This window comes from [Erwinia] mediterraneensis, assembly GCF_900604315.1.
Lineage (GTDB): Bacteria > Pseudomonadota > Gammaproteobacteria > Enterobacterales > Enterobacteriaceae > Pantoea > Pantoea mediterraneensis_A.
On the sequence record NZ_LR026978.1, the window covers coordinates 1,074,774 to 1,093,795 of the forward strand.

The window sequence follows — 19,022 nt, forward strand, 5'->3', positions numbered from 1 at the left end:
TTTTGTGATGGCGCGGAAATGCGCCATCCGGAAGGCAGCAGCTACCCGGGTAGCGGCAAAATTCAGATTTTAAGCAGGGTGTTCTGATATTTAGCCAGCATATCCGCCAGGCGTTTTACTGGCTCGGTAACGCTGTCGGGTGCCGCATAGTGGCGCAGCTTTTGCTGATAAATATCAAACTCCCGCAGCAGCTGCTGAAAGTGCTGGCGGCGTTTTTCGTCACTGCCTGCGGCAATCACCTGATCGGCGGTGTAGCGCAGCTGGCGGTGAAACGCCGAGAGGTCGGCATTGACGGGAATTTCTGCGTTGCGCAGACGCTGGTGACCAATAATCATTGTCAGGGCCACGCGGTATTTGTCGATATCCCCCGGAAAGAGGTTAAGCAGCAAAAACAGCTGTTGATACAGGGCTGGCAGATGATTTTCGCGCCGACGCGCCTGATTGGTGGTCAGCGCCGCGACCGCAGCATACATCAGGCGGTTAAGCAGCTTACGGCCGGTGCGCGCTTTTGACTTATCGCGAATCAACAAAATCACCAGCAGCGCGACAAAACAGCCAATCACCTGGCCCAGCAGGTTATCGAGGAAGAAAAAGATATCAAACGGCATCGGGTTCTCAAGCACCAGTACATTGAGCGTCCCGGCCAGCGCGCCCAGCGTCCCGATCTGACGGCGCTGGATAAAGATGCCGGCAACAAACCCCAGCACACCAAGAGCGATGCAGAGCAACAACGCACTTTGCTGCGTCGCGGGCATAATATACATAAAGTAGAGCGAGCCAAGTGGCACCGCGACCACCATACCGTAGAGAAAATCTTTCGCTACCATCAGCGGATTCGGCATGCGCATCGCCAGCGCCGTGATCACCGCCAGCATCACCATACAGCCGCTGCCGGAAGTCCAGCCGGAGTAGAGCCAGAAAAGCGATCCCAGCGCGGTGGCGACAAAAGTACGAATCCCGTTAATCATGGCATGATGCGTTTCTGCGGAGCGCGCCTGGATCACTACTTCGCGCTGCAGAATATTCTCTTCAATCGCGGTAATTCTGCTGTTGGTTTTAATGCCTTTCAGCAACAGCAAATACTCGGTCGCGGCCCCCACCCAAATCGCCAGCGTCAGCGGCATGTTTTTACTGCTGTGGGCAGTAATCACGCGGCGCATAATTTTCATTCGTTTATGCACCTCGCTGACCGTGCCCGCCTCTTTCTCCACCAGCAGACGATACTGAGGCGGAATATAGTCAGCGCGCGAGTTCTGGATCAAAAAGGTTTCTGCGGCCTGAGTAATCAGCGTCAGCGAGAGGGTATTCAGCATCGCCATCCGGCGGCTGGCGTTCTGCCAGTGCGAAGACTCCAGCATCAGCTGATTGCGCATGGTGTTCAGCGCAGCAGTGCGGCGCACCAGCGCGCTCCAGGCTTTATCCACTTCCTCTTTATTCTCGTGGGCCACGCACAACTGCAACAGCTTATAGTGTGCCACCAGCAACGACTCCACTTCCTGGTCGATGACTTTTTTAATCGAGCGCGGCGAGAAGATCATATCAGCGAGAATGGCGCAGAGAATACCCAGCACAATTTCGCTGCAGCGCTCTACCGCAAACTGCGGCGCCAGCGTCAGCGAACCGTAAGCATCGGTAGTCACAACAATAATCAGCGCGGTATAGCCCGCCAGCCCCAGCGCATAGGCGTTTTCCACCTTAATCAGTGATGAAAGCCAGACGCAGAGACCCGCCCAGATACAGCAGAGCAACATCATCACCACCGGCGCGCGTACTGTCGCGATCATAATGGTCAGGGCGGCAATACAGCCGAGAAAGGTGCCGATAATACGCAGTACGCCACGATGGCGCAGCGCCCCCGCATAGGGATCGCCACCGGCGGCAAAGGCGGTGCCGCCCGCCACGATCCCGGCAGTCATCACCGCCCAGCGCGGCGTTTCCAGATTAAAATGGAAGCCAAGCATCAGCGCGGTGATCAACGCGAAGGTCAGCTTGGTGGGAAAACGCAGAAACTCGATCATATCGTCTCCGCTTAACCAAACTCACGCAGACGATTAAACAACTTCATCACGGGAGAGGTCGTCATATGCGGGGGATCCTCTTTACCGGTAATCACGACGGTGGCCGTAGTGCCCGCCGGGAAGCGGTTGCCAGGCTGCTCATCCAGACGAATACGCACCGGTACGCGCTGCGCCAGGCGCACCCACTCCAGATTGGAGTCAACGGTAGCCATTCCTTTACTGTCGACCGAACTGTTGTTGTTATTCACCCCTGCGGCAATGCTTTCCACCGTACCGGTCAGAATGATATTGCTGCCCAGCGGTGTCACTTGCGCCCGGTAGCCCGGGACAACGCCGTGCAGTTTGGTCTCTTCCAGATAGGCCATCACATAAAACGAATTCTGTTGCACCAGCGCCACCGCCACTGAACCACGGGTAATAAATTCGCCTTCGTAGACGTTGAGGTTGGTGACCCAGCCTGAAGCGGGCGCTTTGATAGTGGTGCGCGCCATATCAATCTGCGCCAGATCACGGGTGGCGATCGCCTTCGCCAGCTGATGTTCGCTGGTCTGCAGATCATTGTTCGCCTGTTCAATCGCCTCGCGGGACATGGCAACCGTACCGAGTTTGTTGCGCCGCGCGGCTTCCCGGCGCTTCTCGTTCACCAGCGCCTGATAATACGCCACATCCGCCTGCGCCTGCTCGAGCGCCTTCTGATAGCGCGGACGGTCGACGACAAACAACGTGTCGCCCTTTTTTACCTGCTGGTTATCATGCACCGGCACCTCGGTGATCAGACCCGTAACATCCGGGGAGATAGCCACGACATCAGCAGCAAATCTGGCATCACGTGTCCAGGGCGATTCGGTGTAGAACACCCAGGCACGAAAGATGATCACGATAGCCACAATGACTAACAGAAGGGTAATCGCGTAACGCGCGATTTTTCTTATTAGCGTATTCACTTAAACCTCAAATTAATAAACGGGAAACAAGGTAAAACACACAGCAATAGAGCGCCGTGTTAAAAAGTGATGGGTGCCAGACGAGATCATAGATACCGCTGGGCGTCAGCACGCGCTTTACCAGCCAGAACAGCGCCAGCGAAACAATCAGTTCAACAAAAACAGGGGGGAATGAAAGCCCAAATACAACAAAAACCGGAAGCACACTCATCAGAAATCCTTAGTTCGACCATGCCGGGTTAATCCTTCGCATTCCCGACTGCAGGCAGCTCGCAACGGGTTGATGGTGGCGGGATGCGAAGTAACCTAACGGCAACATCCGAACCACAGCTAAATAAATAATAGCGTATCATCAGGCTGACTCTGGCTCCGCGCTATGATGGCTGCGCGGTATAACACCAGACACACGGAAATCACCGCGTGATGACCCGGCGTGCGTATAGTAACGCGCCTGACTATACGTTTTCTACCTATTGTGAGCTAAATCACTTTTTAGTCAGAGTAAACAATGGAACGACTCAAAGGCATGTCAGTTTTCGCCAAAGTGGTTGAATTAGGTTCATTTACTGCCGCGGCACGCCAGTTGCAACTCAGCGTCTCTTCCATCAGTCAGATGGTGGCAAAACTGGAAGATGAGCTACAGATAAAGCTACTGAATCGCAGCACTCGCAGCATTGGGCTCACCGAAGCGGGCAGAATCTATTATCAGGGTTGCCGCCGGATGCTGGCCGAAGCCTCTCAGGTGCACGAACAGCTCTATGCGTTTAACAATACCCCTACCGGTACGCTCCGCATCGGCAGCTCCTCCACTATGGCGCAAAATGTACTCGCCGACATGACAGCCGATATGCTGCGTGAGTATCCGGGCCTGAGCGTTAATATTGTTACCGGCATTCCAGCGCCAGATCTGATCACCAATGGCCTTGATCTGGTGGTGCGTGTAGGGAAACTGCAGGACTCCAGCCTGTTTTCCCGCCGTCTCGGCGCGATGCCGATGGTGGTGTGCGCTGCAAGGCGTTATCTGGCGCAGCATGGCACGCCGCAAAAACCGGGCGATCTGAGTAATTTTTCCTGGCTGGAATATAGCGTACGGCCGGAAAACAGCTTTGAACTGAGCGCGCCCGAGGGGCTGGTCAGCTGTCTGGCGCCTCAGGGACGTTTTGTCACCAACGACTCGCTGACGCTGATCCGCTGGTTAAAAGCGGGGCTCGGCATCGCTTACGTGCCGCTGATGTGGGTAATTGATGAGATTAACAGCGGAAAAATCGACATCCTGTTTTCGCAGTATCATTCTGAACCGCGGCCGGTGTACGCCCTGTATACGGAGAAAGATATGCTGCCGCTGAAGGTGCAGGTCTGCATCGATTATCTGACCGAATATTTTAACCAGGTGGCGGTGCAGTATCAGCAGCACCGTAAAAGCTGACAACCCGCCAGCGGGCGGGTTGTCTCTGTGAATCAGGCGGTGCCGCCCACGGTGAGTTTATCCAGCTTCAGCGTGGGCTGGCCGACGCCCACCGGCACGCTTTGTCCTTCTTTACCGCAAACGCCGACCCCTTTATCCAGCGCCAGGTCATTACCGACCATGGAGATCTGCTGCATCGCCTCAATGCCGGAGCCGATCAGCGTCGCGCCCTTCACCGGTTTGGTCACTTTGCCCTTCTCAATCAGATAAGCCTCTGAAGTAGAGAACACAAACTTACCGGAGGTGATATCCACCTGACCACCGCCGAAGTTCGGCGCATACAGGCCAAACTCCACGCTTTCGATAATTTCCTGCGGTGTCGATTTACCGGCCAGCATATAGGTGTTGGTCATACGCGGCATCGGCAGATGCGCATAAGACTCACGGCGACCATTGCCGGTTGGCTTCATGCCCATCAGACGCGCATTCAGCTTATCCTGCATGTAGCCCTTCAGGATGCCGTTTTCAATCAGGATGTTATATTGCCCCGGCACCCCTTCATCATCCACTGCCAGCGAGCCGCGCAGACCAGACAGAGTGCCGTCATCCACCACAGTACAGAGTTCAGACGCCACCAGCTTGCCCATCTGGCCGCTGAATACCGAGGTTCCGCGACGATTAAAGTCGCCTTCCAGGCCATGTCCTACCGCTTCATGCAGCAGCACGCCTGGCCAGCCTGCGCCCAGTACCACCGGGATAGTTCCGGCTGGTGCCGCCACCGCAGAGAGATTCACCAGCGCCATGCGTACGGCCTCTTTGGCCCAGGCGTCCGCCCGAACCTCGCCGTTTTCATCCTCAAGGAAAAATTCGTAGCCGATACGCGCGCCACCGCCGCTGGAGCCGCGTTCACGCTTGCCATTCTCTTCGACCAGCACGCTGACAGAGAGACGCACCAGCGGACGCACATCTGCCGCCAGGGTGCCATCGGTCGCCGCCACTAATACCTGCTCATAGACGCCGCTCAGGCTGGCGTTCACTTCCTGTACGCGTCGGTCGGCGGCACGCGCCACTTTATCGACCCGTTGCAACAGCGCGATTTTGTCTTCACGCGTCAGGCTGTTCAGCGGATCGACGGCCGCATAAAGCGCCGGATAACTGACGGCCGACAGGGTATGTGCCTTGCCATCGCCCTGTTCACGCACAATGCTGCGCGCCGCTTCGGCGCTCAGGCGCAGCGCGTTAAGGCTAATCTGGTCGGCATAGGCGAAACCGGTTTTCTCGCCGCTGATGGCGCGTACGCCGACGCCCTGGTCGATATGGTAAGAGCCATCTTTAATAATTTTGTCTTCCAGTACCCAGGACTCATGGAAGCTGGACTGAAAATAGAGATCGGCATAATCCAGACGACGTTCTGAAAGCTGCCCTAACAGGGAAAATAGGTCCTGCTGATTAATGCTGTTAGCAGTTAGCAACTGCTCACTTACCAGATTCAGAGTCATCGTTTCTCACTCATTATGTGCTCGTATAGTCATAGCCTGCGGCAATTCCCGGACGGCGTCAAATTCACTTATTGCCGTTTTCACGCGGCTCACTCAGAACGTTACTGATTTCCGGCTTATCCAGCGGCCCGCTGATGTGATAACGCAGCAGAGAAATTTTGTTCCAGAGCGGGCCCAGCACTTTGCTGGCGGCAAATACCGCCGCCCCGACCACCGGGTTAACGACAAAAGCGGTCGCAACCCCTACCGATGCGGAGATCTCCGGCGCTACCACCGCCTCCATATCCAGTTGACGCTTCACAAAGTCGACCTTGCCGCGCATCGCAATATCCGCTTCCAGCCCATCCACCAGCAGGTTATCGGTGCGCATTACGCCATTTTCAATCCAGGCGATGCCGTTGATCGAATCAAAATAGAAACCATCATGGAAGGTGTCATTAAAGTCAAAGCGCAGCTTACGTAGCAGCGCATCAAAGCTGAACAGACGCAGCAGCTGCCCGGCCCGCCCCGTATCCACATCCGCCACCATGCCCTTGCCAAAATGGCTTTTCACCACGCCGCTCAGCGTCTCTTCGGCAGGCTCCCAGGGCGCTGAGCGCCAGTGCAGGTCATAGTTGATGTTAAAGGGGGCATCGCGCAGCGGCGTATTCACGCCAAACCAGTTGATGGCGTAATTGATGTTTTTACCGCTCAGCTCGCCCTTCAGCGAGGTACGGGTTTCGCCGGGGCGGTTGACCCACTCGCCAGCTACCTTCAGCGTTGAACTGCCAGTATCCACCATCCCGTTAGTAAGTACCAACGTATCGCCCTGCGGCTGTAAGCTGGCACTCAGGCGGCCAAATTTCTGCCCGCGCAACCAGCACTCCGCACAGCTGAACTGTACGGCTGGCCAGCCACTGAAATCGATATCAGCGCTGTCACGTGACAGCGGCGAACGGCTTTTCTGCTGCGTATCCCACTCGGGATTGTAATACAGGTAGTCCAGCGCCGCCTGCCAGGGGGCATAGGTCGCCATGTTCAGATTGCCGCGAATTTCGCGTCCCGCCACTGCCAGCTGACGGTTCCCTGTCGGCCCCTGACTCAGGGTCGCCTGCAGGTCATGCCATTGCTGTCCGGCCAGCCACAGCGCCGGGGTGCGTAAAATAATATCGCCAGGTATAGCCGGCACTGCGGGTTTTGAGGCGCCGCGCGTCGAACCTTCTCCCGTAGCCGACAGCAAACCCAGCCAGGCTTCGCCATCCATCGCTGGCAGGTTGAGCACCATGCCAGCTTTCGCGGGCAATGGCGGCGTGCTTTGCGCCGCGTTCAGCCAGATACCTCTGTCAATGCGCAACTGGGGTTCCAGCAGCCAGCGACTGTTAAAACGATGCTGCCCCGCTACGCTGCCGCTGAGATCAAAACGGTTCAGGTTACCCGTGGCTTTGATCGCTATCGGCATCGCCTGCCCGCCGCGCTTGTCCAGCGGTGAGGGTAAGCGACTGCTTACCTCTTTCGCATCGCCCGTCAGTGCAACCTCATAGCGCGCACCGCCCTTGTGCGGCAGGGTGATATCCACATCACTCTGCCAGGCGAGATGGCCTGTGAGCGCTTTCGCCAGCGCGGGCGGAATATGTGTCAGTTTGCCCGGTTGCCAGTTTCCCTCTAATTTCACCTTAACGGCGAAATCCTCCGGGTTCTCCCGGGTAGTAAAACGTACGCCCACTGGCTGCCCGAACCAGCTGGCCTGCATGCCTTCGCTGTCGAGATTGCCGTTATCGTAGTGAAAACGCCCGCTCAGGTTTTTCAGGGTGGTATCTAATGGCTTGATATGCAACTCATTGTTCTGCATCGTCACGTCACCGCGGGCATGCACCAGTTCGCCATCCAGCGGAATATCGAGATTCAGTTGGCCGCGGGTTTCGCCTTTGATCTGCAACTGCTGCAGTGCCGCTCCCAGTGAGGATTTCAGCGGCGTTTGCTGGAAATAGTCGGCAATGTCCGCGCCCTCGCCGCTGATGTCGCCAGCAATTAACAGCTTCTCTTTGACATAGTCCGGAATAACCGCGCTGACATTTTTCGCGCTGACGTTGCCCAGCTTCGCTTCCGGAGCCAGCATCCACAGCCCGTCATTGATGAAATCGAGATCGATATCCAGCTTTTCCAGGGCAGGCCAGCCCGGCTGGAAGGCGTAAGTGGCGTTACGCAGCGGCACCTGTACCTCAAACATCCCCTCATTGCGGCGGAAGGGAAAGCGCTGCGGATTACCGGCAAACAGCAGGGTGGCATTCTCTACCTGCCCGCCCTGCACCGCCTGGCTGAGATAGCGCGTCAGGCTATATCCCATCAGCTGCTGCGGAAAATAGCGCCACGCATCACTGGCATCTGTGAGCTGAATGCCGGCGAGAATATCGAGCCGTGGCTCCTTGCCCAGGTTCTGTTGATAGCGAAAATCGCCCCGCGCCCGCAGCGAGCGCGCCTGTAGATCAAGGTCGCGTCCTTCCAGCGTCAGGCCGCTGGCGTCACGCTGCCAGTTCAGCGTCGCCTGCGTCTGATGAATCTCCAGCGGCGCCTGAAACATCTCGCCGTAAGGGACGCTGGCCCGGCCCATGGCGATGTTCAACTGACCATTCGTCAGGCTGCCGCTCGCCTCACCCTGCAGATGACTGATACCCGGCAAGATCTGCCAGTGTTGCCAGCTCAGGTTATGCCACTTCAGCTGCAATCGCGTGTTTTCCGGCTGCTGCAGCGGGATATCCAGCGCCAGCGCCTGCACTTCTCCCTGCGGCTGCAGAGAGCGCCAGTTTTCAATCAGCGTCGGCGATAAGGGGGCGATCAACGGCACCAGCGGAGCGATGCGCTGTAAATCGAGCCGGGTGGCGCGTACGCGTATTTCTGCCTGTTGATCCGCTCCCAGTAACTGTTTGTTTTCCGGTTGCCACAGCAGGGAAAAATGGCCCGCAGGCCAGGGAATATCATCCGTGCTGAGACGGGTTTGCGGCACATTGATCACCCAACCGCTCTGGAAACGTGACAGATGGGCGGTCAGGCCATCCACGTTAAGCTGATGCGTTTCGTTATCTCCGCGCCAGCTGGCCCCCCCTTTGCGCAGCAACAGATCGCCGGCGTAGAGTTCCCCTTCATGCAGGTTTACCCAGGCGGCAAGACTGAAGCGGGCGCTGTCGAGACTGGTGTTATCGCGCATCCAGCGCCCCAGCCACGGCTTCACATCCACGTCATCCGCCTGCATCCAGATACGCCCGTCATTGAGCAGGCCGTCGCGATCCTGCAAATCGAGACGCACCTGCACCACGCCATGCTGACCGGTAAAGCTGGAGAGGCTCACTTCCCCTTCCGCCCGGTGGCGCGTTTGCTCATTGAGCCAGGTCAGTCTCGGGATCGCCAGTTCGGCGTGCTGACCGGAGGGGGTCAGAAAACGGATGCTGCTGTCACGCAGATCGAAATGGTCAAACTGACGTAAAAAGAGCTGGTTGATCTGGGCCGGTTTGAAACTGTTTCTCTGTTTATCGCTGCTAATCAGCGGCCGGTTGGTTTCCAGACGCAGTTGCCAGAAGGTGAGATCGCGAAACTGCCAGCGCCAGTGCAGCAGGGATTGCCAGACATCCAGCGCCAGATTAATGCGGCCAATGGCCAGTTTGCCATCAGCCTGTAAGTCGAGAGAGAGATCGCGAATTTGTAGCGTGGGGCCAAAGGTTTCCCACTTTCCCTGCAGCGCGCTCGCTTCCACCGCTACGCCGCTGACCCTGGTGATGGTCTGCAAAACCTCGCTGCGGTAGCTGTTGAGATGCGGCATAACAAGACGCAGCCCGCTGATCAGCAGCGCCACGATCACGATGATCGCGGCGAGCAGCAGTAACAAGATCCTGGGCAACTGCCTCACACACCTCTCCTTGTCTTCCGCTCAGTGACGGATGGTTAACTCTTCACGCCGTAACTATCGCCAGAGAAGAACGGTGGGCATGATGTGGCATTTTAACGCAAACAAGGCGCTATATTTAGCGCGATTCGCTGATAAAAGCGTCACCGGGCCACTCTGTACGCGAAAATTACATCATCACCACGTCAAACTGCTCCTGGGTATACAGGGGCTCAACCTGAACTTTTACCTGTTTCCCGACAAAAATCTCTACTTCCGCCAGCGCATGGGACTCATCGGTTTTGAGTGCCTCGCCTACCGTGGGTGAGACATAGACCAGAAAACGGTCAGAATCATAGGCGTGATGGACGCGCACAATTTCACGCATGATTTCATAGCAGACGGTTTCCACCGTTTTCAGCGTGCCGCGCCCTTTACATACCGGACAATCCTCGCACAGCACATGCTCGATACTTTCCCGCGTACGCTTGCGCGTCATCTCCACCAGCCCCAGCGCGGAGAAACCGTTGATGCCGGTTTTGACCCGATCTTTGCTCAGCGCGCTCTCCAGCGAATGCAGCACACGGCGGCGATGCTCCTCATTACTCATATCAATAAAGTCGATAATAATAATGCCGCCCAGATTGCGCAGCCGCAGCTGGCGTGCAATCGCCTGCGTCGCTTCGATATTGGTATTGAAAATGGTTTCGTCGAGATTACGGTGCCCGACAAAGGCGCCGGTATTAATATCGATGGTGGTCATCGCTTCGGTCTGATCGATAATCAGATAGCCGCCTGACTTAAGCTCGACCTTGCGATCCAGCGAACGCTGAATCTCATTTTCCACATCGTAGAGATCGAAAATTGGCTGCTTGCCGCTGTAATGCTCCAGCTTGCTGGCCATCTCCGGAATATACTCGCGGGTAAACTCCAGCAGCAGATCGAAAGTTAGCCGTGAGTCGACGCGTATGCGATCCAGCGCCGCGCCGGCAAAGTCGCGCAGTACGCGCTGCGCCAGCGCCAGTTCGCCATACAGCAGGCAGCGCGTCTGGTTACGTTTTTTGCGTTCGCTGACTTTGGTCCAGAGCCGCTTGAGAAAAGCGGCATCCTGCGCCAGCTCCTCTTCACCTATCCCTTCCGCCGCTGTCCGAATAATAAAACCGCCCAGTTCGTCGCAATAGGCAGATACCACCGCCTTCAGGCGATCGCGCTCAGCTTCACTTTCAATGCGCTGTGAGACGCCCACATGGGAAGCGCCAGGCATAAACACCAGATAGCGCGAGGGTAAGGTGATATCGGTGGTCAGACGCGCGCCCTTGGTGCCCAGCGGATCTTTTACCACCTGCACCATCAGATCCTGTCCCTGACGCACCAGCTCAGCGATGTTGCGTACGCTGAACTTTTTTTGCTCTTCGCCCGCCACGCATTCGGTATGGGGCATAATGTCCGAGGCATGCAGAAAGGCGGCTTTATCCAGGCCTATATCGACAAAAGCGGCCTGCATCCCCGGAAGTACCCGGCTGACGCGCCCCTTGTAGATGTTGCCGACAATGCCGCGTCGGGCTTCGCGTTCAATGTGGATTTCCTGCAGGATCCCGCCGTCGATATAAGCGACGCGCGTTTCGGAAGGGGTGACATTTACCAGTAACTCAGCCGTCATGTTGTCCTCTCAAGTCACGCAGCGCCTGGAAGTGGCTGAGCAGTTCATCTGTCTCCACCAGGGGCAATCCAACCACTGCGTAATAGCTTCCATTAATTTTGCGGACAAATCTTCCGCCTGAGCCCTGAATCGCATAGGCGCCTGCTTTATCCACGGGTTCGCCGCTGGCGATATAGTCGCGGATATCTGCCGGGGTTAAGGTGCGGAAGGTCACATCGGTAATCACCAGGCACTCCAGCGTCCGCTGACGGTCGGCCAGCGCCACGGCGGTCATCACCTGGTGCGTCTGCCCGGAGAGTTTCGTCAGCATTTCCGCCGCATGCGCCTCACTGGCGGGTTTCTCCAACACCTCGCCATTTAATACCACGATGGTATCAGCGCCCAGCACCGGCAAATCTTGCGGCGCAACCGCAACGCCAGCCTGCGCCTTTTCCACGGCCAGACGGCGTACATAAGCATCTGCGCTTTCGCCAGGCTGACGACGCTCTTCCACCTCCGTGATCACACGTTCAAACTGCAGTCCAAGCTGCGTCAACAGTTCACGCCGACGCGGTGAACCGGAAGCCAGATAGAGGGTTAGCATAAAATTCCTTACTGAACGGCGAACTGACGGCGTATTTTTCTCATAAGTAAGAATAGCCAGGGCCAGAGAATGCCGTCGATAACGCTACTCCAGAAAATCTCCGGACGGAACGAGACGTCTATTACCAAAAATTCCGCCCAGAAAACAATAACATCCATCGCCAGCGACAGCACCATCACCATTAACGCCTGTTGCCATAACGCCAGGTTACGGAACAGCTGGAATTTAAAGGCGACGAGGTAGGCGATGATGCTCAGTCCCAGCGCGCGTACCCCCAGCGTGGAACCGGCAATAAGATCCATCAGCGCACCCAGCACAAAGCCAGTGCCGACGTTCACACGGTGCGGCAGCGCCAGAACCCAGTAGATGAGGATTAACAGCAGCCAGGAGGGCCGAAACATATAAAACTGTTCCGGCCAGGGCATAATTTGCAGGATAAGGGCAACAAGGAAGGACAGCCAGATAACCCAACGGCCCTGGCTGCGATAACTACTCAAGGCTGGCCTCCGTGCGCGCTGGGAGGAGCCTGCTCCCGGGGAGCGCTCGTCGCTGGCCCGGCCGGGGCTTTCTGCGCCCCTGAAGGTATCATCGACGGCGCCGGCGGCCCCATCTCGCCCGCAGGCGGTAATACTTGCGGCATCATCTGCATCAGACGCTCGTTCGCAACACGATGCACTTCATCAGGCTGCATCGGCATAGCGCCATTGCGATCGGCACCCCAGAGCAGCAGTAAATAGCGCAGACGCTGCAGCCCTGCGGTTGGCCGTGCCTGAATCACCGTGTAGGCGCGCTGCGTATCTACTTTCACTGAAGAGACCACTGCCACCGGATAGCCTTCCGGGAAACGCCCGCCAAGACCGGAGGTAACCAGCACGTCGCCCACGCGAATGTCGGTATTGCCCGGCAGATGTTCCAGCTGCAGCTCTTCAGCGCAGCCGTTACCGGCGGCAATCACGCGAATGTCGTTACGTAACACCTGAATCGGCAGCGCATGGGACGCATCACAAATCAGCAGCACACGACTGGAGATTTTACCGACAGCAATCACCTGCCCCACCACGCCTTTATCACTGATCACCGGCTGGCCTTCGTAGACGCCATTTACGCTGCCTTTGTCGATGACAACCTGATCGGTATAGGGGTCGGCGCCGGTAGAGATCACCTGCGTCACCATTTTCTGCTCATCCTGACGCAGCGGTGAACCTAACAGCTCACGCAGACGTGCGTTTTCCTGCTTATACTGCCCCAGCATCAGCACTTCACTGTTTTTCAGGAAAAGTTCACGGCGTAACGCTTTGTTTTCCAGCTCCAGCTGCTGGCGTGACGCCAGCGTTTCTGAAACGCTGTCAAGAATCTCCCGTGGCCCATTCGCCAGGAAGTAAAACGGACTTACCGACGTGTCCAGATAGTTGCGGATCTGGGTAAAGGACCCGACGCGACTATCGGCGATGATGATGGCAATCGCCACGATCACCGCCAGAGAAAGGCGCAATTGCAGGGAAGGCCCCCTGCTAAATATCGGCTTCATAAATTCTGCGTGTTCCTCGACAACAGGTAAGGGAGAGCGGGCTGAGCCAGACACTCCCCTGAGCTGGACGCATCATACCGACGCGATATGCGTCAGTTTCCCGCTCATTCCGTGCGTAGTCTGACAGCGATCACAGCTGATTGAGGCGATTATTCTTCGCTGAACAAATCACCGCCATGCATGTCGATCATTTCCAACGCTTTCCCGCCGCCGCGCGCCACGCAGGTTAACGGATCTTCGGCGACCACTACAGGAATACCGGTCTCTTCCATCAGCAAGCGATCCAGGTTACGCAGCAGTGCACCACCGCCGGTTAACACCATACCGCGCTCAGAGATATCAGAAGCCAGTTCCGGCGGACATTGCTCCAGCGCGACCATCACGGCGCTGACAATACCGGTTAATGGCTCCTGCAGGGCTTCCAGGATTTCATTGGAGTTCAGCGTAAAGCCGCGCGGCACCCCTTCAGCCAGATTACGGCCGCGCACTTCGATTTCGCGTACTTCATCACCCGGATACGCCGAACCGATCTCATGCTTGATACGTTCCGCCGTCGCTTCACCAATCAGTGAACCGTAGTTGCGACGCACATAATTAATAATAGCTTCATCGAAGCGGTCGCCGCCGATACGTACGGAAGAAGAGTAAACGACACCGTTCAGGGAGATCACCGCCACTTCGGTAGTACCGCCACCGATATCCACTACCATGGAACCTGTGGCTTCCGATACCGGCAGACCGGCACCAATTGCAGCAGCCATCGGCTCTTCAATCAGAAAAACTTCACGCGCGCCGGCACCTTGTGCGGACTCGCGAATGGCGCGGCGTTCAACCTGAGTTGCGCCTACCGGGACACACACCAGCACACGCGGGCTGGGGCGCATAAAACTGTTGCTGTGCACTTGTTTGATAAAGTGCTGAAGCATTTTTTCGGTGACGAAAAAGTCCGCAATTACCCCGTCCTTCATCGGACGGATAGCGGCGATATTACCGGGCGTACGACCAAGCATCTGTTTGGCTTCGTGACCGACAGCCGCTACGCTCTTTGGGGAGCCGGCGCGATCCTGACGGATAGCCACTACGGAAGGCTCGTTCAGCACGATGCCTTGTCCTTTTACATAAATCAGGGTATTCGCAGTACCCAGGTCAATGGACAAGTCATTGGAAAACATGCCACGAAATTTTTTAAACATACTAAAGGATAATCCTGCAAGCTGGGGGCGGAAAATAAAATCCGCTTACTTTACCAACCACACGAAGCTGCCACAAGGCGCAAAAACGTTCTGCTTCGGTGAAAAAATAGGCTGAGTTGCCTTCAAATCATAAGAATGTTCATCAGATCGTAAGGGGACGCCCTGATTCCGCCCTTCCTTACGCTTCTTATCTGACGGTGTCCGCCACAGCAGACATAAAATTTAACATTTCCGCCCGGACGCCGTGCCTATATGCGCGCCAGCGAGCAGTTCAGGTTAAGTGTACGGCAAATGAACGCTTTTAATCCGCTAAATAGAATAGCGTTGTGAGTACTTTTTTACGTTGCTATTCACCGGTTGCGAAGCGGAGAAAAAATCCCCTTGCCCGCCAGCGACACCTAAACCTGCCAGCACCTGCCACTCTTCACGGCTCCGCACCCCGGTGGCAAACACCTGAGTCGCGGTCGGTTTACAGACTTCCAACAGGCTCTGGACAAACAGCTGATTCTCGGTACGACGCTCAATATTACGCACCAGCCCCGGATCCAGCTTGATCAATTCCAGCGGCAGCAGCCGGATATAGGCGCTGCTGACCACGGTCAGCCCGGCCTGATTCACCGCGATACGGCAGCCAAACGCCCGCAGCATCCGGAAAACCGGCATTAACCGGCTGGTGTGTTGACAGACATCAGACTCTGCAAGTTCAAATAAAAATCGTTTTCTTTGCGCTTTTGGACATTGCAGCAGCACTTTCTGCAGCCAGCGGACAAAAGGACGCTGTAACAGCGAGTCAATAGTCACCGGCAGCCCCAGGGTTTGATCCGGCCAGACCTCAGAAAGCGCCAGAATACGCAGCACCAGCTGGCGATCCCAGGCATCCGCCATACCTAACTGTACTACCAGCGGCATATATTCGGCTGACAGCACCTCTTTATCGCCATCAAAAATACGCGTCTGCAGTTCGCGATGATGCACCTTGCCGGTTAACGTTACCGCGGGCTTTTGATACAGCCGGGGACCGCCGCGATTAAGAGTATTTTCCAGCAGCGTGCGCCATTTTACGCTACCGCGCCCCATATCCACCAGATTACCCTCGCCCACGGCCCAGTTATTTCCCCCCAGCAAGGTGGCACGACGTGTTGCCAGCTCAACATTATCCATTACCTGCTGTACGCTTTGTCCGCTACGCCAGGCGCTGATGCCAATATGAATCAGGTCGTCACGATTGACCATACGCATGGGTGGCAGGGAATCCACGGCGTTGATCAACTGCGCAGCAATACCATCTGCCTCTTTTAAACTGCGATGTGGCAGCAGCACGGCAAAATCACTGCGGAAATAGCGCGCCAGCAACGCCCCCGGATAACGTAAGACAAAAGTCGACAGCATATTGACCAGATCAAACAGGTATTCATCGACCAGCGTCGCACCCAGGGTTTCACTGAGGGTGTCCAGATCGGGCAGACGTACCATCATCACCACGCCATGCGTCCCCACTGCCTCTTGATCTTCCAGCAGGGTTGCCAGCTGGTTGTCGAAGAACAGGCGATTGTTCAGCCCGGTACGCGCATCCTGAGCGGCAAAAGCGCGGATCAGCCGGTCAATACGCAGGCGCTGCTCCCCCGCTTCATTAAGATCGGAAAGCAGCAGGTCGATGGCGCGGCTCGCTTTCGGCGGCCACTCATCCTTTTTTCCCGGCCCTGTGCTGCTGCGCTCGCCAGCCAGAATTTTCTGCGCACGCGCTTCAAGACATTCCATTCCCTCCCACTGGCGGTTAAGCCAGCGATGCGTCATCGTCAGCAGGATACCCATCACCAATACCACCGTGAAAATCGCCAGCAGGGTATAGGTGCCGATAAATGAGCTGAACCAGGTTTTTGCCGGATCCAGCAGCACGACGCGCAGCGCCATGCCTGGTTGCTGCACCAGGGGAATATCAAACTGGATGTAACGGTTAGGCTCGTCATCCAGCATAGGGTGTTCGTGCCGCGAGAGTTTCAGTAGCGTATCAGCATCATGATGGAGTTCCACCTGCCTGGCATGGATCACAGGCATTATGCGTGACAGCCAGGGGGTCAGCGTCTCCGGCGTCTGGCTCAGTAACGCCTGATCCACTTCCGTGGCCAGTGTCTGTACCCGATGTTCGACGTGCTGGCTGTTAAGCCAGAAAAAGCTGATAGCGCAGCTGACCAGCATCAACAGCATTGCCAGCACGCTTAAAAATGTAATAAACGCAGAAAATTTTGTGGTTAATCGCATCCCTGTGCCTGTTTTACTGCAACCTTAAAGCCTTTCACGTGCGCTCTGGTCAGTGCGCCTGACGTAAACCTGAGCAAAATAGCATAAATCTTCACCGGGGGCAGTGGCTGGTGCCGTCGCTGTGCGCAGCCTGAAGTCTGAAGTCTGACACTGACGGTCCCGGCAACCGCGCTGTCTTTCAGAGACATTTCCGTAGCCAGGAAATTTCATATTTTTGCAGAATAATTCGTCAGGCGGACAGCTTTTGCGCATGCTGAAAACAGAATCTTTTCCCGGAGAGAGCCACATGAAGCCCGTTAACCGTCTGAGCGAAACTGACGTCACCCCTGAAAGCGTATTTAACATGCAGCGACGTCAGGTTCTGAAAACGCTGGGTCTGGGTGCCGCTGCGCTCGGCATGCCAGCCATCGCGCAAGCCAATGTGCTTGACTGGTTTAAAGGCAATAACCGTCCTCCGGCACCCGCAGGCCGGGCGCTCGACTTTACCCGCCCGGAAAAATATCAGGCAGATCTACCACTGACGCCCTTTGATAAAGTCGCTGGCTACAATAATTTTTATGAGTTTGGTCTGGATAAAGCCGATCCCGCCGCCAATGCCGGCTCGCTAAAAACCGACAACTGGACGCTGAAAATTGACGGTGAAGTGGCAAAGCCGCTGACTCTGGATATGGACGATATTTTCAAACGTTTTGCCATGGAGCAGCGCATTTACCGAATGCGCTGCGTAGAAGCCTGGTCAATGGTGATCCCCTGGGTCGGCTTTGAACTGGGTAAATTGTTAAAAGCAGCCGAGCCCAACAGCCATGCGCGCTTTGTCGCTTTTCAGACGATCTATGCTCCCGACCAGATGCCAGGACAAAAAGATCGCTTTATCGGCGGAGGCATCGATTATCCCTATGTAGAGGGGCTGCGCCTGGACGAGGCGATGCACCCGCTGACACTGCTGAGCACCGGCGTCTATGGCAAGGCGCTGCCGCCACAAAACGGCGCGCCCATTCGACTCACGGTTCCCTGGAAATATGGTTTCAAAGGCATTAAATCGATTGTCAAAATTACCCTGACGCGCAACCAGCCGCCCACCACCTGGAATCAGATCGCCGACAATGAGTATGGCTTTTATGCCAACGTGAATCCCCACGTGGATCATCCCCGCTGGTCGCAGGCCACCGAGCGCTTTATCGGGCCGGGCGGTCTGTTAAAGGTCGAACGGCAGCCCACTCTGCTGTTCAATGGCTATGGCACGGAAGTCGCCGCGCTCTATCGCGGACTCGATTTACGGAGGAATTACTGAGTGCGTCTGACCCTCAAACAGGTGACGGGCCTGAAGGTATTACTGCATCTGGCGGCGTTTTTGCCGCTGGTGTGGCTCTTTTTCGCCCTGCAACACGGTTGGCTGAGCGCCGATCCGGCGAAAGATATTCAGCACTTTACAGGCCGCATGGCTCTGAAGCTGCTGCTGGCGACACTGGTGGTCTCGCCGCTATCGCGCTACAGCAAACAGCCGTTGCTGATCCGTACGCGCCGCCTGCTCGGACTCTGGTGTTTCGCCTGGGCCTGTCTGCACCTGCTGAGCTATTACCTGCTGGAGCTGGGGGCCGATAACCTGCGCCTGCTGGGCAGCGAATTGATTTCCCGCCCTTATCTGCTGCTGGGGATTAGCAGTTGGATCATATTACTGGCGCTGGCGCTCACCTCGTTTCAGCGCGCCCAGCGTAAGCTGGGCCGGCGCTGGCAAACGCTGCACAATCTGGTTTATCTGGTGGCGATCCTCGCGCCTGTCCACTATATCTGGTCAGTAAAAGTTATTTCGCCGCAGCCGCTGATTTATGCCGCGATGGCGGCGTTGTTACTGGCCTGGCGTTATAAAAAATTCCGTAAATGGTGGCCAGCCTCAGCGCAACGGCTTTCTCCGGGCAATAAAGCTGAAAAGTGAGGCCAGCGTTGCCTCCCGAATCAAGTTCGCAGATAAGATCAGTAATTTGCTGCGAATTGCCCTGAAAGAGATATAATGCCCGGCTTTATTGCAAGCTGGCTCTTCTTTTTCACTGCGAAGGGTGACAAATGAAGAGTGGCAAGGTAT

The 19,022-nt window shown here is 56.2% G+C and carries 14 protein-coding genes; 3 read left to right on the forward strand and 11 right to left on the reverse strand.

From position 1 onward, the window contains the following. Window positions 1-62: 62 nt before the first annotated feature. Genes aaeB through aaeX form a run of 3 tightly spaced genes read right to left on the reverse strand, consistent with a single transcriptional unit; the run spans window position 63 to window position 3,173 of the window. Window positions 63-2,018 carry a p-hydroxybenzoic acid efflux pump subunit AaeB gene (gene aaeB / locus E0E17_RS05050; RefSeq protein WP_130832117.1) on the reverse strand — a complete coding sequence of 652 codons (1,956 nt, stop codon included), beginning with the start codon at window positions 2,016-2,018 and terminating at the stop codon, window positions 63-65. Window positions 2,019-2,029: 11 nt separating this feature from the next. Next, window positions 2,030-2,962: a p-hydroxybenzoic acid efflux pump subunit AaeA gene (aaeA, locus tag E0E17_RS05055; RefSeq protein WP_130832119.1), complete on the reverse strand. Its 933-nt coding sequence runs from the start codon at window positions 2,960-2,962 to the stop codon at window positions 2,030-2,032. Between the two features lie 7 nt (window positions 2,963-2,969). Next, a complete protein-coding gene (gene aaeX / locus E0E17_RS05060) occupies window positions 2,970-3,173 on the reverse strand; it encodes a p-hydroxybenzoic acid efflux pump operon protein AaeX (protein ID WP_130832121.1) in 204 nt (67 codons plus the stop codon). A gap of 297 nt (window positions 3,174-3,470) precedes the next feature. Here aaeX and aaeR point away from each other — a divergent pair, with 297 nt between their 5' ends. Continuing rightward, window positions 3,471-4,388, forward strand: coding sequence for an HTH-type transcriptional activator AaeR (aaeR, locus tag E0E17_RS05065; RefSeq protein ID WP_130832123.1), 918 nt, complete (start codon window positions 3,471-3,473; stop codon window positions 4,386-4,388). Between the two features lie 32 nt (window positions 4,389-4,420). Here the strand turns inward: aaeR and tldD are convergent, their stop codons facing one another. From tldD to csrD, 8 genes are all read right to left on the reverse strand, one after another. Then, window positions 4,421-5,866, reverse strand: coding sequence for a metalloprotease TldD (gene tldD, locus E0E17_RS05070; protein ID WP_130832125.1), 1,446 nt, complete (start codon window positions 5,864-5,866; stop codon window positions 4,421-4,423). A gap of 64 nt (window positions 5,867-5,930) precedes the next feature. Continuing rightward, the gene (yhdP, locus tag E0E17_RS05075; protein ID WP_130832127.1) at window positions 5,931-9,743 is read right to left on the reverse strand and encodes an AsmA2 domain-containing protein YhdP; all 3,813 of its coding nucleotides are present in this window, start codon (window positions 9,741-9,743) and stop codon (window positions 5,931-5,933) included. Window positions 9,744-9,909: 166 nt separating this feature from the next. Beyond that, complete coding sequence (rng, locus tag E0E17_RS05080) at window positions 9,910-11,379, reverse strand: ribonuclease G (RefSeq protein WP_130832129.1); 1,470 nt, start codon at window positions 11,377-11,379, stop codon at window positions 9,910-9,912. After that, a complete protein-coding gene (locus tag E0E17_RS05085; RefSeq protein WP_130832131.1) occupies window positions 11,369-11,962 on the reverse strand; it encodes a Maf family protein in 594 nt (197 codons plus the stop codon). The genes rng and E0E17_RS05085 overlap by 11 nt, the downstream gene beginning before the upstream one ends. 8 nt (window positions 11,963-11,970) lie before the next feature. Next, window positions 11,971-12,459, reverse strand: a complete 489-nt coding sequence (gene mreD, locus E0E17_RS05090) for a rod shape-determining protein MreD (RefSeq protein ID WP_130832134.1) — start codon at window positions 12,457-12,459, stop codon at window positions 11,971-11,973. Further along, entirely contained in the window at window positions 12,456-13,490 is a 1,035-nt protein-coding gene (gene mreC, locus E0E17_RS05095; RefSeq protein ID WP_130832137.1) for a rod shape-determining protein MreC, read from the reverse strand. The genes mreD and mreC overlap by 4 nt, the downstream gene beginning before the upstream one ends. 149 nt (window positions 13,491-13,639) lie before the next feature. Beyond that, a complete protein-coding gene (mreB, locus tag E0E17_RS05100) occupies window positions 13,640-14,683 on the reverse strand; it encodes a rod shape-determining protein MreB (RefSeq protein ID WP_004385136.1) in 1,044 nt (347 codons plus the stop codon). A gap of 309 nt (window positions 14,684-14,992) precedes the next feature. Then, complete coding sequence (gene csrD, locus E0E17_RS05105; protein WP_130832139.1) at window positions 14,993-16,942, reverse strand: RNase E specificity factor CsrD; 1,950 nt, start codon at window positions 16,940-16,942, stop codon at window positions 14,993-14,995. A 286-nt stretch (window positions 16,943-17,228) separates the two neighbouring features. Between csrD and msrP the strand changes: the two genes are divergently transcribed. Then, window positions 17,229-18,233 (forward strand): protein-methionine-sulfoxide reductase catalytic subunit MsrP, encoded by a 1,005-nt coding sequence (gene msrP / locus E0E17_RS05110; protein ID WP_130832141.1) that lies wholly within the window; start codon window positions 17,229-17,231, stop codon window positions 18,231-18,233. Next, the gene (msrQ, locus tag E0E17_RS05115) at window positions 18,234-18,875 is read left to right on the forward strand and encodes a protein-methionine-sulfoxide reductase heme-binding subunit MsrQ (RefSeq protein ID WP_130832144.1); all 642 of its coding nucleotides are present in this window, start codon (window positions 18,234-18,236) and stop codon (window positions 18,873-18,875) included. Window positions 18,876-19,022: the final 147 nt, after the last annotated feature.